Raw genomic sequence first — 14,693 nt, 5'->3', positions numbered from 1 at the left:
TCATGAGAACAATCCGTATCGGTTCCGGCGCGGGTTTCGCCGGTGACCGCCTCGACCCCGCCGTAAAACTGGCGAAGGACGCCCGCCTCGACTACCTCGTCTTCGAGTGCCTTGGCGAACGTACCGTCGCCGCCGGCCAGCTCCGGCGACTCAAGGACGCCACCACCGGCTACGACCCACTCCTGGAGACACGAATGCGAGCCGTCCTGCCGTACACCGCGGCACAGGGCACGACGGTCGTCACCAACTCCGGCGCCGCGAACCCGGAGGCCGCAGGCCGCCTCATCGCCCGGATCGCCGCCGAGGTCGTCCCCGACCGGGAGGTGACGGTCGCCGTGCTCACCGGAGACGGCGTCCTCACCCAGGTCACCGGCACCGACCCGCAGATCTGGGAGACCGGACGCCCGCTGTCGGCGGACAACGACGGACTCGTGTCCGCCCACGCCTACCTGGGGGTGGAGCAGGCGCTCCCCGCCTTCGCCGTGGGCGCGGACGTCATCGTCACCGGACGCCTCGCCGATCCCTCTCTCTTCCTCACCCCGATGGTGCACGAATTCGGGTGGGCCCTGGACGACTGGGACCGGCTGGGCGCGGGAACCCTCATCGGGCATCTGCTGGAGTGCGCCGGTCAGGTCACCGGGGGGTACTTCGCCGATCCCGTGACCAAGCCGGTGGACGGCATGGCGGATCTCGGCTTCCCCTTCGCCGACATCGGTGAGGACGGTACCGCGGTCCTCGGCAAGCTCGCGGACACCGGCGGAACGCTTACGCGGCAGACCGTGCGTGAACAGCTGCTGTACGAGGTTGCTGACCCGTCGGCCTACCTCACCCCTGACGTGGTGGCGGACTTCTCCGGTATCCGGTTGGAGACCGTGGGGCCGGACGCTGTCCGCGTGTCCGGCGCCACCGGACATCCCCGGACCGGCACCCTGAAGGTCACCCTCGGATTCCGCGGCGGTTGGCTGGGGGAGGGACAGATCACCTATGCCGGTCCACGCGCCCGGCAGCGCGCAGAACTGGCGTGGTCGATCGTCTCTGACCGCCTGGCCCGCGTCCACGGTGTGGATCCGTCCGCGCTCAGCGTGGAGTTCATCGGCGCCGGTGCCGCATTCCGGGACATGACGCCCATGCCTGCCGACCCACCGGAGGTCCGTCTCCGGGTGGCCGGCCGGGTGCCGACCGAGACCCAGGCCGAGGCCATCGGCTGGGAGATGGAGGCCCTCTACTGCGCTGGTCCGGCTGCCGGTGGTGGCGCGCGCAAGGGACGCAGTGAAATGCTGGCGATCCGTTCGACCCTGCTGCCCCGAGACCTCGTCACGCCGACCGTGACGACCATCGGTTCCATGACCTTGAACAACGACACGGACGGAGCACTGTGATGACAATCCTGGATGACTACGCGGACGCGCGGACCGGGGACAAGGGGGACACCCTCATCGTGGCTGTCCTCCCACGCTCGTCGGCTGACTTCGAGTACCTGCGCGGGGAGCTGACGACAGTCTCCATTTCCGAGCACTTCCGGTGCGCGACGGAAACCGTGACCCTGCGCGAGGTCCCCGCCGCCGAGGCTTTCGTGGTGGAACTGCGCGGCCTGCTCGGCGGGGGAGTGACCGGTTCCCCCGTTCTCGACGGACACGGGAAGACCCTCAGCTACCACATGCTCACCCTGCCGCTGGACGGCACGGCGAGTGACGACGAGAACGGAGAACTGTCTTGAGTACCACAGGAAAAGTCATCCCGAGCGCAGCGGCCGCGGTAGCGGACGTGACCGACGGCGCCCGGCTGGCCGTCGGAGGCTTCGGCCTCAACGGCATCCCGGACCGGCTCATCGCCGCACTGGTCGATTCCGGTGTCCGGGATCTGGAGGTCTACTCCAACAACTGCGGCGTGGACGACTGGGGTCTGGGCCTGTTGCTCGCCGGACACCAGATCCGTCGGGTCGTCGCGTCCTACGTCGGTGAGAACAGGGAATTCGCGCGGCAGTACCTCGCCGGTGAACTTGAGGTCGAACTGACCCCGCAGGGCACGCTCGCTGAGAAGCTCCGGGCGGCGGGTGTCGGCGTACCCGCGTTCTACACCCCGGCCGGCGTCGGCACACCGATCGCCGAAGGCGGACTTCCGTGGCGCTACCGTGCGGACGGTTCCGTCGAGGTGGCGTCTCCGCCCAAGGAGACCCGCGAGTTCGGTGGACGTCACTACGTCCTGGAGGAGGCCCTGCCCGCCGACGTGGCACTGGTCCACGCGGAACTCGGGGACACAGAGGGAAACCTCGTGTTCAACAGGTCGGCGATGAACTTCAATCCGCTGTGTGCGATGGCAGGGACAGTCACGATCGCCGAGGTCGAACGACTGGTGGAACCCGGTGAGATCGATCCGGGGCAGGTACACCTGCCGGGGATCTTCGTGCAGAGGATCGTGGAGACCGGACCACAGGCCAAGCGGATCGAGAAGCGCACTGTCCGGGAACACAGTGACGGTATGAACCACAGGGAAGACAGGGAGGCACAGCGATGAGCTGGACGAAAGACCAGATGGCGGCCCGGGCGGCCCTGGAGCTGCGGGACGGACAGTACGTGAACCTGGGGATCGGGCTGCCGACCCTGATCCCCGGGCACCTGCCGGACGGCGTGCACGTCGTCCTCCACAGTGAGAACGGCATTCTCGGCACCGGCCCGTACCCCACCGAGGAGCAGCTGGACGCCGACCTCATCAACGCCGGAAAAGAAACGGTGACGGTGAACCCTGGTGCCTCATTCTTCGATTCCTCCCTCAGCTTCGGGATGATCCGTGGGTCTCACCTGGATGTCGCCGTCCTCGGCGGCATGGAGGTCTCCGAGACCGGTGACCTCGCGAACTGGATGGTGCCCGGCAAAATGGTCAAGGGCATGGGCGGTGCCATGGATCTGGTGCACGGAGCAGACCGTGTCATCGTGCTGATGAACCACGTGGCCCGTGACGGCTCGCCGAAGATCCTGTCCCGGTGCTCGTTGCCGCTGACCGGTGTCGGAGTGGTCGATCGGATCATCACCGACCTCGCCTGTTTCGACGTGACCGGTGACGGTCTGGTGCTCACTGAACTCGCGCCGGGTGTGGACATCGAGGAACTCCGGGCCAGGACGGGGCCGGAATTCTCGGTGGTCGACGAAGTGGGTGTGTGATGGCTTCATCGACAGTCGTCGCAAGAGGCCACCGCTCCGCTCCCGACGACTGGAGGGCAGGCGTCTGACCCTGATCACCGGGAGATCCAGGATGCGTTCGGTGTGATGACGGGGCTGTGGGCGACTGACCGGGCGCGGCATCCGGATGCCTATGTGTTCTGTGTTCTCGCCGCCGTGGACCCGAAGACTGCAGATCCCCTGGACATAGCACAGTGGGACTCCGACGTAGCGCAGATGTCACGGATGAACACGGCTCTGACGATGACGTTGTCATCCACGAAAGCGACTGTTTCCCCGAAGAAGGTTACGTTCACAGGCCTGAAAGACGCGGTCCGACGGGCCGGACAGCGCGGGAAAGACGACGGACGATCCTACATAGGCGGTGACGTCACACCGTGGCCCGGAGGGCGTCCAGCGTGAGTGCTGCGAGAACCACGAAAGCACGGGGATGTCGGCGCCAGGTTTCTCCGAGAAGCCGGTCCAGGCGTGCCGCCCGTTGATTGACCGTGTTGGGATGAACACCGAGGTGGACGGCAACCGTCTTCGGGCTGAGATTGTTTTCCAGGAGTGTCTTCGCGGTCTCGGCGAGGGAGGACTGATGCCTGGCATCGTAGGTGAGGACCGGGCCGATGTTCTCCTGGATGAAGCGATCGAGTGCAGCGCTGTCGGGCTCGTGGAACATGGTGGAGAATATGCTCCATTCCTCGACAGAATGTACCGAGTCTCGCACCCCCAGTGCCTCGGCGAAGTTCAGGGCCCTGCACGCGGCCATGTACTCGCCCGACGTGTGCTCGATACGCCCAACATGACCACCGACAATCACGTTGCCTGGACGGTTGCCGTCTGCCTGCCGGAGCAGCCTCTCGGTCAGCTGGCGTATGTCGAGATCCGTCGTTTCCGGTGTGATAAGGATGACCAGCCGGTCATCCACGGAGGCGAACAGCCCGCCGGACCGCTCTGTCCAGTCGGCGGCGACCTGTAGCGCGGACGGGGTGTTGATGTCACTGACAAGGGGGACCGCCCCTCGGTCATCGATGCCGTGCCGTGAGGCCCGTCGGCGCAGCTGCTCCGTCAACTGGGGTGGAGACATCAGAAGCTTGGTCACCAGTTCCGTCGCGGACCGTCGGTCGGCGGCGGCGAGTGCACGGGTTGCGAGCTGGCACAGGGACAGTGACTGTACCGCTCTTTCCAGTACACGCCCCAGATCCGAGTCGACTCTCGGGTTCTCTGGGGTGACCAAGGTTCCCAGTACCCCCTCGCCGGTCACCGCGTCCACGACCATCCACTGTCCGTCATCTGTCCTCACAGAACGCATCCGTGGTGACGGTTCCGCTGAATCAATGATGCGGCCCGCGACCTCCGGAGAGACCACCAGACCTCCTACGGAGAGGTGACGGGGTCGATGCGGTACGGACCGGTCGAGGAAGGCGACCGGGATATCGAGAGTGGAATGGATGGCCTCAAGGATCTCACGGACGGTCGCTCCCTGGATAACCAGATCGCTGAGGGTGCCGTGCACGAGGGCACTGCGGGTGAGGACATCTCTCCGGCGCTCACTCTCCGTCACGGCGTCGGAGAGTCGCGCGAGTGCGGCTTCCTTCTCCTCATCGATCTGGGCGTTGCGTACCGCTATGGCCGCGTGGGTGGCCAGTGCAGTCAGAATAAGAATGTCGTCCTCGTCAAAGCGTTGGGGCCTGCGCCGTGCAGCGAACAGCAGTCCGGTGATCTCCCCTCCGAAGACCAGAGGCACCGCCAGCAGTGTGGCGATGTCGTTGCCGGCGAGCATGTCGTCGTGGGCGGCCTCGTGGCGAATATCCTCATTGCTCAGGTAGTTCTCGACCTGGAAAGGCTCACCGGTCTCCAGGACAATTCCGCCTACGCCGTTTCCCCGGGACACCGACGTGCCCCTTGATGCTGGCGTCAGGTCACCCGACCAGGTACGGACGGCGAAGACAGTCGGGTCATCTGACGTGGGAAGGTCCAGGTAGACGCTGTCACAGCGGAGGAGATGGCGCGCACGCTGTGTGATCTCCTTGAGCACTCCGTCGACGTTTCGCAGGGTGATGAGACTGCCGGTCGCTTCGTGGACTTCACGCAGCCTGTCGTAGCGGCGGCGGAGCGCGTCGTTGTTTACATCCGGGTGTGTCATCAACACAAAACTAGTGCATGTAGTGTCTTCCGAGCACATATTGCATTGCGAAAAGCGAACTTAGAGTGATTCGGGTGTGATGAGCAGCCCATCCGGTCTGCATTGTGTCCCCGCCCATACCCGAGTGAACAGGAGAGAATCATGGTGACCAGCAGGCTGAGCGGTCTGAAGGACCTGACCGTCGAGGAGCGACGCGACCGCATCGTCGCCAATAGTCCGGTAGAGGTCGAGGACCTCGCCGTCCTCGATCCGGCGGACGGACTCGGCGTGGCCGAGGCAGATCACATGGTCGAGAACGTGATCGGTGTCCTCGGGATTCCCGTAGGTGTGGCCGCGAACTTCACCGTCAACGGCCGTGACGTCCTCGTACCGATGGCGACCGAGGAACCCTCTGTCATCGCCGCCGCCAGCAATGCCGCGCGCATTGCCCGCAGTGCCGGCGGTTTCCACACCTCGTCGAGCGGCCCCGTGATGCGGGCACAGATCCAGGTCATCGACGTTGTCGACCCGAATGCCGCGAAGATGCGCCTGCTGCAGGCCTCTGATGATCTGGTCGCCGCAGCCAACGAGGTCGATCCGATGCTCGTGTCGGTCGGCGGTGGTGCAATCGGAATCGAGGTCCATCTTGTTGAGGCTGCGGAGCAGACCTATGTCGTCGTCCACCTCATCGTTGACGTACGCGACGCCATGGGTGCCAATGCCGTGAACACCATGGCTGAGGCTCTCGCCCCGCAGATCGCCGAGATCGCCCAAGGGCGCACGCTGATGCGGATTCTCAGCAACAAGGCGGATCTTCGTCTGGCACGCGCTTCCGCTGTGTTCCCCGCGGCCGAACTGGGTGGGGAGCAGGTCGTGGACAACATCGTCCACAGTGCGGCTCTGGCGGACGCCGACCCCTACCGTGCCGCCACCCACAACAAGGGCATCACCAACGGCATCACCGCGGTTGTTCTGGCGACCGGAAATGACACCAGAGCCGTTGAAGCGGGTCTCCATTCCCATGCTGTGCGTGACGGCCGCTACTCGAGTGTCAGCCGGTTCGAGAAGAACCGCGATGGAGACCTCGTCGCGTCCATCGAGGTGCCGATGGCTGTCGGACTTGTCGGCGGCGCCACCAAGGTGCATCCCGTCGCCCGTCTGGCGGTCAAGATGACCGGCGTCACCACGGCGTCCGAGCTCGCGGAGATCATCGTCGCTGCCGGACTTGCCCAGAACCTGGCCGCGTTGCGGGCCCTGGCCACCGAGGGCATCCAGCAGGGGCATATGTCACTGCACGCCCGAAATATCGCTGTCGCGGCCGGCGCGACCACGGCTGAGGAGATCGCCGCGGTCGCCACCCGGATGGTCGAGGAGAAGAAGGTGCGGCAGGAGCGTGCCGAGGAGATCCTGGCGGAGGTGCGACGTGACTGAGAAAGAACCCACCGATCTCGCTGAGGTCTGGGGAGAGACCGTCTCCCTCCGCAACCTCGCCCTGTCGCTCGCGATCAGCGTGCCCACCACGGTGATCGTCTACTACATCGGACACGCCGTTCTGGTCCGGGCAGTGTCTGACCCGGACCGCGCGGAGACGTTCTCACTGCTCTGCGGTCTTGCGTCCGTCATCATCTGTGCCGTGCTCTGTGCCCGGCTGTTCGCACCCCAGCGAGTGCTCGTCGACGACCCGGTTGCCGACAGCTCATCTGTCGAGGACGCACTGCGGGAACTCTCCGAGGACGAAGGCGGGCTCGGAAGCGTGGCGGACCTTCCTCCGGAAGTTGTCCAGGAGATGAAGGACCTGGAACTGTACGACGCCTTTGCCCGTGCCGAAGAGAAGTACAGGAGGAACGACGCATGATGCTCGAAACCATCCTCCAGGAGCTGCCGAATGCGCTGCTCTGGGGAGTGCTCGGTGCCCTGATCTTCGGGTTGCTCGGGCTAGTCTCCGGAACCGACGAGACTGCGACGATCACCCCCATAACCTTGCTGGTGGTTCTTCTCGGAGTCTCCCCGGTCGGGATCTTCTCCTTCTTCATCGCCGCAGTCGTCGCCAAGCACATGACCCACGCAGTGCCGACGACCCTACTCGGTATCCCCGGGGACACCATGGCGATTCCCCTCATGCGGGAGGCAGACCTGCTCCGGAGACTGGGCGTCCCTCATATTGCCTTGCGCAAGGCCATCAGTGCGGCATTCATCTCCGCGATGATCGCCATTCCGGTCGCCGTCATCGTCGCCGCCGTCCTGGCCCCGGTCGCCGACATCATCGAGGAAGTTGCGCCCTGGGCATTCGTCCTCATCACGATCGTCATCGCCTACCTGACGCCGGCCCGGCTCGGCGGCGTCATGGCGATGATCCCCTTTGTCGTGCTCATCCTCGGGCTCCGGGAGTTCACCGCTGCACATGACACCTCCCTCACCATCAGCTACTTCCTCGGCATCGCGGTAGGTCCGCTCATCGTCAGTCTGTTGGGCGTCCTCACCCCGCACGGCCGGGAAGAGGCGCACAAGGACACAAGAGAGACGTACCACCTGTCCACCCCGTCGGTGAAGGAGAGGAGATACTTCCCGAACCCGTTCAAGGTACTTGACCGGAAGCAGGTCAAGTGGACGGCTTCCACCGCATTGGTCTCCGGTGGTGTCTTCGTTTTCAGCCCGGTCGCCATGACCGTGATGATGGGTGAGGCGATCCGGAAGATCCCGAAGAACGCGTACCACCGTCTGACCTCGATGATGGCGGTGAAGAACGGAACTACGGAGTCCACCTATCTCGGTGAGACCCTGGTCCCGCTTATCGCCTTCGGACTCCCGCTGAGCCCGATGGCCGTCGGGCCGGCGCAGCCGTTGTTCAATGCCCCACCCAGGTTCACCGTTGACGGAGAGTCCGGTGAGGTGAACAACCTCCACACCTACATGAACTCCTGGGAGTTCCTCGTTTTCGGACTGATGGGCGTCATTCTCGCCGGTGTGCTCGTGTACCCGCTGGTCATGCGGTACGCGCCGGCGGCGGCGAAGTTCATCATGCGTCGCGTCAGTCAGGAGGCCATCATCGCGGCCTTCGTCGCGCTGATCGTCATGATCTCCCTCTGGGAGGGCGGGGTGCTCGGCCTGCTGGTGGTGACCACCGTGGGGACCGTCGGCGGCCTTCTGACCAAGTTCCTCCGTATCCACGCCGGGGTGCAGTTCATGGGCTATTACGTGGCCGTCCTCACAGTCCCGGCTCTCCTCGACCTGTTCTAGAAGAAAGGACCGACAATGACCGTCCGAATCGCAAACTGCAGTGGCTTCCTCGGTGACCGGCTCTCCGGCCCCCGGGAGATGGTAGACGGCGGAGCAATCGACTACCTCACCGGTGACTGGTTGGCCGAACTCACCATGAGCATCCTCACCAGACAGCGTGACCGGGACCCCGGCAAGGGTTTTCCAGGGACCTTCATCTCCCAGATGAGCGGGGTACTGGCCTCCTGCGCCACGCGAGGGATCCGGATTATCGCAAACGCCGGTGGCGTCAACCCCCACGCCTGCGCAGCAGCTCTCCGGGAGGTGGTGGACGCTCAAGGTCTGGATACCGTCATCGCTGTCGTTGACGGGGACGATATCACCGAGGATTTCACCCGTAACATCGCGTCCGGGGAGTGGGCCGGATCCCACCTGACCTCCGGTCAGCCGTTCTCCTCCCTTGGAGAGACCCCGACCGTGGTCAGCGCCTACATGGGTGCCTGGGGCATCGTGGAGGCATTGGACGCCGGCGCGACCCTGGTTGTCACCGGACGCGTCAGTGACGCCTCTCCCATCGTCGCTGCGGCGGCACACCATTATGGTTGGGGGCGCGCTGATCTCGACCGCATCGCCGGTGCTGTGGCGGCAGGGCACGTCATCGAGTGCAGCGCGCAGGCCACCGGAGGAAACTTCTCCTTCTTCACGGAAATTGACGATCTCACCCACCCCGGCTTCCCGGTGGCGGAGATCGAGGAGGACGGATCCGCGATCATCACGAAGCACCGGGGCACCGGTGGGGCGGTGACGACCGAGACCGTGCTCTCTCAGCTCCTCTATGAGATTGACGGACCCCGGTACGCGAATCCGGATGTCATCGCCCGCTTCGACACGGTCTCCGTTGACCAGGTGGGAGAGGACCGTGTCCGGGTGAGCGGCGCGATCGGAGAGAGTGTTCCTTCGCAGCTCAAGGCGGGAGCGGTGTGCAATATCGGGTGGAGTGCGGCCATGTCGGTCGCCGTCACCGGCCTCAACCGGGATGCCAAGGTTGATCTCCTGCTGTCCCAGGTCTGGTCGCAGTTTCCCGAGGGTCGTGAGACCTTCGACGACGTGGTCGTCACCGTCACCGGAGGGCTGGAGGACGCGTCGCGGAACCCGCGGAACCTGGACGATGCCACCGCACTGCTGAGGATCGCCGTCGCTGGTCGGGACAAGACTCTCGTGAACCGGTTCCCCCGGGTGGTGGTGGAGCAGCTGCTCGGTGGATTTCCGGGAATGGCGCTGCCGACCCCGCCAACCAAGGCGGGGCTGCGCCAGCAGTTCTGGCCGACCCTCGTCCCCACCGAGCAGGTACCTGAGCGGGTTACCCTCGGTGACCGGCAGTGGTTCGTGAACCATGTCCCAGTCGACGGTCAGGTGGATCTACCGCTTCCCACGGTCGGAGGTGGCGGCTATGACGTCTTTAAGGCCGATGATGCGGCGCTCGTGGAGGTCCCGTTGGGGCGGATCGCGGGTGCGCGGTCAGGAGACAAGGGCGGGAACTCCACCCTCGGTCTCTGGGTGCGCACGGACGAGGCATATGAGTACCTGCGTCAATGGTGGACGGTCGAACACGTGGCGGAACTGCTGGGTGCCACAGAGGACCGGGAACTCCGACTGTGGGCAATGCCTCACCTGCGTTCAGTGGGCGTCACGGTAGTGGGTTGGCTGGGAGAGGGTGCAGCATCGAATCTCCGGATCGATCCGCATGGTAAGGGTCTCGGGGAGTATGTGAGATCTCGTCATATCCCTGTCCCGGAAACCCTGCTGTCCGCTGTTGGCCAGCATGAATGACCACCTGATTCGACAAGGAGAAAACTCATGACTTCCGCTTCAACCCCGACCCCCGAGGACATCGTCATCGTCGGTGCCGCGCGCACCGCCCAGGGCAAGATGCTCGGGGCCCTGGCCTCGAAGACCGCGGTGGACCTCGGTGCGACCGCCATCAGTACCGCGCTTGAGCGCGCCGGTGTCGCCGCTGAGACTGTCGGCCATGTGGTCATGGGTCAGGTCGTGCAGGCCGGCGCCGGTCAGAACCCGGCCAAGCAGGCGGCGGTGGCTGCCGGTGTGCCGGTCTCCACCCCCGCGGAGACGGTGAACAAGGTCTGCCTGTCGGGCCTGGACGCGGTGATCCACGGTTCCCGACTGCTTCGTCTGGGTGATGCGGAGGTCGTTGTCGCCGGTGGTCAGGAGTCGATGACCAATGCGCCGCACCTGGCCGCCGGCGTGCGTGCCGGGGCGAAGTTCGGTTCCCTGGCGCTGCAGGATTCCCTGGAGCGTGACGGTCTGACCGATCCGGTGCACGGTACCGCGATGGGTGTGGAGACCGAGGCCGGTAACACCGCCCGCGGTATCACCCGGGAGGAGCAGGACCGGGTTGCCGCACTGTCGAACCAGCGGGCCGAGGCCGCCATCGCTGACGGTACCTTCGCCGATGAGATCGCCCCGGTGGAGGTGAAGACCCGCAAGGGTACCGTCATCGTCGACACTGACGAGGGTGTGCGTCCTGGTACGACCGAGGAGGGTCTGGCGGGTCTGCGTCCCGCCTTTGCGAAGGACGGGACGATCACGGCGGCGTCCGCGTCGCAGATCTCCGACGGTGCTGCGGCGGTCGTGCTGACCACCCGCGCCTACGCGGAGGCCAACGGTCTTGAGGTGCTTGCTGCGTTGGGTGCCTACGGTCAGACTGCGGGTCCAGACACCTACCTGCACTCCCAGCCGGCGCAGGCGGTCTCCGCGGCGCTGGACAAGGCCGGCTGGGCGGGGTCGGATCTGGATTTCCTGGAGATCAACGAGGCGTTCGCTGCGGTGGTGGTGCAGTCGCTGCGGGATCTGGATTACCCGTTGGAGAAGACGAACATCCACGGTGGTGGTATTTCCCTGGGTCATCCGATCGGTGCGTCGGGTGCGCGTCTGGTCGTCGCTGCGGCCTATGAGCTGAACCGTCGTGGCAGCGGTAAGGCCGCAGTCTCCTTGTGCGGGGGCGGCGGTCAGGGTGACGCCCTGATCCTCTGGCGGTGAGCGGGGACTGGACTGATTCTGGTGCGGACCGCCCCGACGCTCCAGGGAAGTCTTCCGCATATCCTCGGCCGTATGACCACTCCGAGTCAGCAAGCCCCGCCACCACCGGATCCCGCCTACCACGGCCCGCTCGTCCCGACGCCGAAGTCGGGGGAGGAACAGATCCGTGACGGACACGGAACCACTCGTGGCGACCTGCTCGGATTTTGGAGGTGGGCGTACTCCCAGACCCTCGACAACGCGCTGCGGGGCGTCCTCGCCGAGTACCTGGTCGGGCTCGCCCTCGGTGGTCCTGACCGGGACGCCCGGGTCGAATGGGACGCCTAAGACCTGAACAGTCCGGACGGGGTGAAGGTCGAGGTGAAGTCCACGGCGTATCCGCAGTCCTGGGCGCAGGGGAGGAGGAGCCCGTTGAAGTTCGGCATCCCGGAGACCTCTGTGTGGGATCCGGAGACCGGGTCCTACGCAACCTCGCGGGTACGGCAGGCGTTGACAGCACCACCCCTCACCCCACCTCCTCGCTCACCCCCAGGTCCGCGAGCAGCTTCGCGCGCAGGTCGCTGAACCCGGGCAGTGACCGGGAGCGGCGTCGTCCGAACGGCACCCCGTACTCCGCGCCGATGGCGCCGTCCTGCAGCACCAGGATCCGGTCGGCCAGCAGGATCGCCTCATCCACGTCATGCGTCACCAGCACCACTGACGGGTTGTGCCGCTCGTGCAGGTCGGCGACCAGCGACTGGATCTTCAACCGGGTCAGTGCATCCAGCGCACCGAAAGGTTCATCCAGCAGCAGCAGGTCCGGCGACCGGATCAGCGCCCGGGCCAGCGCCACACGCTGCGCCTCACCACCGGACAGGGAGATCGGCCAGGCGTCCGCGAAGCCGTCGAGCCCCACCTCAACCAGCACCTCGGCGGCCAGGGCGCGCCTCTTCGTCCGACCGCCGGGCACTCCGACGGTGATGTTGTCCCACACCCGCCGGCCGTTGACTAGCCGTGGCTCCTGGAAGACGATCGTCCGGTTCGGCCTGGTCAGCACCGTCCCGGAGTCCGACGACTCCAGTCCGGCGAGGATCTTGAGGATCGTCGACTTGCCGCCGCCGGAGCGTCCCAGCAGCGCCACGAACTCACCCTGGTCCACAGTGAAATCCACCGAGTCGAGCACGCGGCGTCCCGCAAAGCTCTTCGTCAGCCCCTCGATGATGACGGATGTCCGCACCTGCGTGGCGGTCATTTCCGAGCCTCCTTCGAGAACTTCCAGGGCATGGTCACACGCTCCAGGACGCGCACCACGGTGTCCGCGAGCAACCCGGCGACCGCGTAGAGCACGATGCAGGCGACAACGATGTCGGTCTGGAAGTACTGCTGCGCCGAGGTCATCAGGAAACCGAGACCGGCCTGCGTGTTCGACAGCTCGGCGACGACCAGCGCCCCGAGTGCGGCGGTCATCGCGATGCGGAAACCGAGCAGGATCTGCGGCAGCGCCTCAGGGATCACCACGGTACGCACCAGCCGCGCGTGCCCGAGTCCGTACGCGCGGCCGGCCTCGATGAGCTTCGCGTCCACGTGCCGGACGCCGAGATGGGTGTTGATATACGTCGGTATCCCCGCGGCGAGGGCAATGATGATGAGCTTCGGAAGCTCATCGATCCCGAACCAGATGATCAGCAGCGGGGTGACGGCCAGGATCGGGATGGTCCGAACGATCTGCACCGTCGGGTCGATGAGCTGGTCACCGAGGCGCGACAGTCCGGAGACGATCCCCAGGAGCAGCCCGACCGCGATACCCACGACCAGGCCGATCGCGGCGCGTCGCAGGGACACGGACAGGTTCGCCCACAGCTCGCCGGACCGGGCCAGTTCAGTGAACGCGTTCCAGACCTCCCACGGTGCGGGGAACTGCTGGGAGGTGACCGCACCGGACGCGGACGCCGAGAACCAGGCAGCCACGAGCACGGCCGGTCCGGAGGCCCTGAGCAGAAGGTTCAGCCAGAACGGCTGGGCCCGACGGGCCCGCACGGTCGGCGGGACCAGGCCCGCGGTCGCCGCTGTCGGGTCGGAGGGGGATGCCGGGGTGGAGGACGCCTCCTCCGGGCGCCCGGTGCCGCGGTGCAGAACGGAGGTACTCATGAGTTCACCCACTCGTCGATGTCGAAGGGCTTCTTGACGATGCCCTGGTCCACGAGGAAGGCCAGCGAGTTCTTCAGCGTGGACACCCCGTCCGGGTCGACGCGTTCATCGCTGAAGTTCCAGGTGTTCGAGACCCGGAACGAGTTCGCCGAGACCTTCTGCTGGTCAGATGCCCAGTCAATGTACTTGTCCAGGTCCTTGCGGATCTCGGCGATGCCCGCCTGCTTGACCTCCCAGTAGGCGTCACTGATCTCCGGGTGGTCCTCACGGAACTGGTCGGTGGTCACGCTCACCCCGGTGGACAGGAGATCGGGATCATCGATCTCGGCCTTCGAGGCGACGGTGAAGTCGTTGTTCTCTAGCCACACCGCGGCGGTGTTCGCGGGAACAGCCACCGCACTCACGCTGCCCTTCTGCAGGGCGGGCAGGGCGTCCGCGAAAAGGAGGTTGACGAGGTTGCCGTTGTCCAGCGCGCCATGCCGGTCCAGCGCCGCACGCCCGTAGCGGTCGAAGTTCGACCCGAACTGTAGGCCGACCTTCCTCCCCTTGAGTTTCTCGATGCTGTCCAGCGCGGGGTCGTTGGTGAGGAACCAGATGCCAGAGGTCGGCCGGTCTACGGAGATCGGGCTGATCGTCTGTCCGTTGCCCCTGGCCTGGACGGAGGGGACGTCGCCGAGGTTGCCGAGGGTGATGTCCCCGCTCTGCAGGGCCTGGATCACCGGCGGGCCGTTGTTGAAGCCGACGTAGCGGTCGAACTCGAAGCCGTGCTTCTCGAGGATCGGTTCGGCCAGCCCGAGGGACTCGGCGTAGCCGAACGGGCCGGTGTCTCGCGGGGTGGAGCCGGCGCCGCCGTTCCACGGTAGTCCGACGGAGATCCTGGTCAGGCCGCTGTCGCTCGCGGCGTCCGAGCTGCCGCAGGCCGCGAGTCCGCCGACGAGGGCGATCCCGGTGAGGACGCCGCCGAGGCGGCGCAGGGGAATGGTCATGGTGTTCTCTTCTCAGGTCAG

General features: G+C 65.7%; 14 protein-coding genes. 10 read left to right on the top strand and 4 right to left on the bottom strand.

The window, feature by feature from the left end; translation table 11 throughout:
• Positions 1-2: 2 nt before the first annotated feature.
• From CVA01_RS07995 to CVA01_RS07980, 4 genes are read left to right on the top strand one after another with little or no spacing between them, the layout of a single operon-like run.
• Positions 3-1,379 (top strand): acyclic terpene utilization AtuA family protein, encoded by a 1,377-nt coding sequence (locus tag CVA01_RS07995; RefSeq protein ID WP_141329895.1) that lies wholly within the window; start codon positions 3-5, stop codon positions 1,377-1,379.
• On the top strand, positions 1,379-1,717 hold the full coding sequence (locus CVA01_RS07990; protein WP_141329893.1) for an AtuA-related protein: 339 nt from the start codon (positions 1,379-1,381) through the stop codon (positions 1,715-1,717). The genes CVA01_RS07995 and CVA01_RS07990 overlap by 1 nt, the downstream gene beginning before the upstream one ends.
• Complete coding sequence (locus CVA01_RS07985; protein ID WP_141329891.1) at positions 1,714-2,514, top strand: CoA transferase subunit A; 801 nt, start codon at positions 1,714-1,716, stop codon at positions 2,512-2,514. Before CVA01_RS07990 ends, CVA01_RS07985 begins: the two co-directional genes overlap by 4 nt.
• Positions 2,511-3,158 carry a CoA transferase subunit B gene (locus tag CVA01_RS07980; RefSeq protein WP_141329889.1) on the top strand — a complete coding sequence of 216 codons (648 nt, stop codon included), beginning with the start codon at positions 2,511-2,513 and terminating at the stop codon, positions 3,156-3,158. Before CVA01_RS07985 ends, CVA01_RS07980 begins: the two co-directional genes overlap by 4 nt.
• A gap of 388 nt (positions 3,159-3,546) precedes the next feature.
• Here CVA01_RS07980 and CVA01_RS07975 read toward each other — a convergent pair whose 3' ends face one another.
• The gene (locus CVA01_RS07975; RefSeq protein ID WP_170209729.1) at positions 3,547-5,307 is read right to left on the bottom strand and encodes a helix-turn-helix domain-containing protein; all 1,761 of its coding nucleotides are present in this window, start codon (positions 5,305-5,307) and stop codon (positions 3,547-3,549) included.
• Between the two features lie 102 nt (positions 5,308-5,409).
• Here CVA01_RS07975 and CVA01_RS07970 point away from each other — a divergent pair, with 102 nt between their 5' ends.
• From CVA01_RS07970 to CVA01_RS07945, 6 genes are all read left to right on the top strand, one after another.
• Complete coding sequence (locus CVA01_RS07970) at positions 5,410-6,717, top strand: hydroxymethylglutaryl-CoA reductase, degradative (RefSeq protein WP_280528068.1); 1,308 nt, start codon at positions 5,410-5,412, stop codon at positions 6,715-6,717.
• Positions 6,710-7,141: a hypothetical protein gene (locus CVA01_RS07965; RefSeq protein WP_141329885.1), complete on the top strand. Its 432-nt coding sequence runs from the start codon at positions 6,710-6,712 to the stop codon at positions 7,139-7,141. The genes CVA01_RS07970 and CVA01_RS07965 overlap by 8 nt, the downstream gene beginning before the upstream one ends.
• A complete protein-coding gene (locus CVA01_RS07960) occupies positions 7,138-8,523 on the top strand; it encodes a tripartite tricarboxylate transporter permease (RefSeq protein ID WP_244938204.1) in 1,386 nt (461 codons plus the stop codon). Before CVA01_RS07965 ends, CVA01_RS07960 begins: the two co-directional genes overlap by 4 nt.
• Positions 8,524-8,538: 15 nt before the next feature.
• Complete coding sequence (locus tag CVA01_RS07955) at positions 8,539-10,332, top strand: acyclic terpene utilization AtuA family protein (protein ID WP_141329883.1); 1,794 nt, start codon at positions 8,539-8,541, stop codon at positions 10,330-10,332.
• Between the two features lie 27 nt (positions 10,333-10,359).
• Positions 10,360-11,559 carry an acetyl-CoA C-acetyltransferase gene (locus tag CVA01_RS07950; protein WP_141329881.1) on the top strand — a complete coding sequence of 400 codons (1,200 nt, stop codon included), beginning with the start codon at positions 10,360-10,362 and terminating at the stop codon, positions 11,557-11,559.
• A gap of 72 nt (positions 11,560-11,631) precedes the next feature.
• Entirely contained in the window at positions 11,632-11,886 is a 255-nt protein-coding gene (locus CVA01_RS07945) for a hypothetical protein (protein WP_141329879.1), read from the top strand.
• A 178-nt stretch (positions 11,887-12,064) separates the two neighbouring features.
• On the opposite strand, the gene CVA01_RS07940 is transcribed toward CVA01_RS07945, so the two are convergent.
• Genes CVA01_RS07940 through CVA01_RS07930 form a run of 3 tightly spaced genes read right to left on the bottom strand, consistent with a single transcriptional unit; the run spans position 12,065 to position 14,672 of the window.
• Positions 12,065-12,790 (bottom strand): ABC transporter ATP-binding protein, encoded by a 726-nt coding sequence (locus tag CVA01_RS07940; RefSeq protein ID WP_141329877.1) that lies wholly within the window; start codon positions 12,788-12,790, stop codon positions 12,065-12,067.
• Positions 12,787-13,686, bottom strand: a complete 900-nt coding sequence (locus CVA01_RS07935) for an ABC transporter permease (protein WP_141329875.1) — start codon at positions 13,684-13,686, stop codon at positions 12,787-12,789. The genes CVA01_RS07940 and CVA01_RS07935 overlap by 4 nt, the downstream gene beginning before the upstream one ends.
• Positions 13,683-14,672 (bottom strand): ABC transporter substrate-binding protein, encoded by a 990-nt coding sequence (locus tag CVA01_RS07930; protein WP_141329873.1) that lies wholly within the window; start codon positions 14,670-14,672, stop codon positions 13,683-13,685. Before CVA01_RS07930 ends, CVA01_RS07935 begins: the two co-directional genes overlap by 4 nt.
• Between the last annotated feature and the right edge of the window lie 21 nt (positions 14,673-14,693).

It is taken from the genome of Corynebacterium variabile (assembly GCF_006539825.1).
GTDB classification, from domain to species: domain Bacteria; phylum Actinomycetota; class Actinomycetes; order Mycobacteriales; family Mycobacteriaceae; genus Corynebacterium; species Corynebacterium variabile.
Note: the sequence above shows the minus strand (reverse complement) of the source record. Positions and strands in the feature narration are given on the sequence as shown.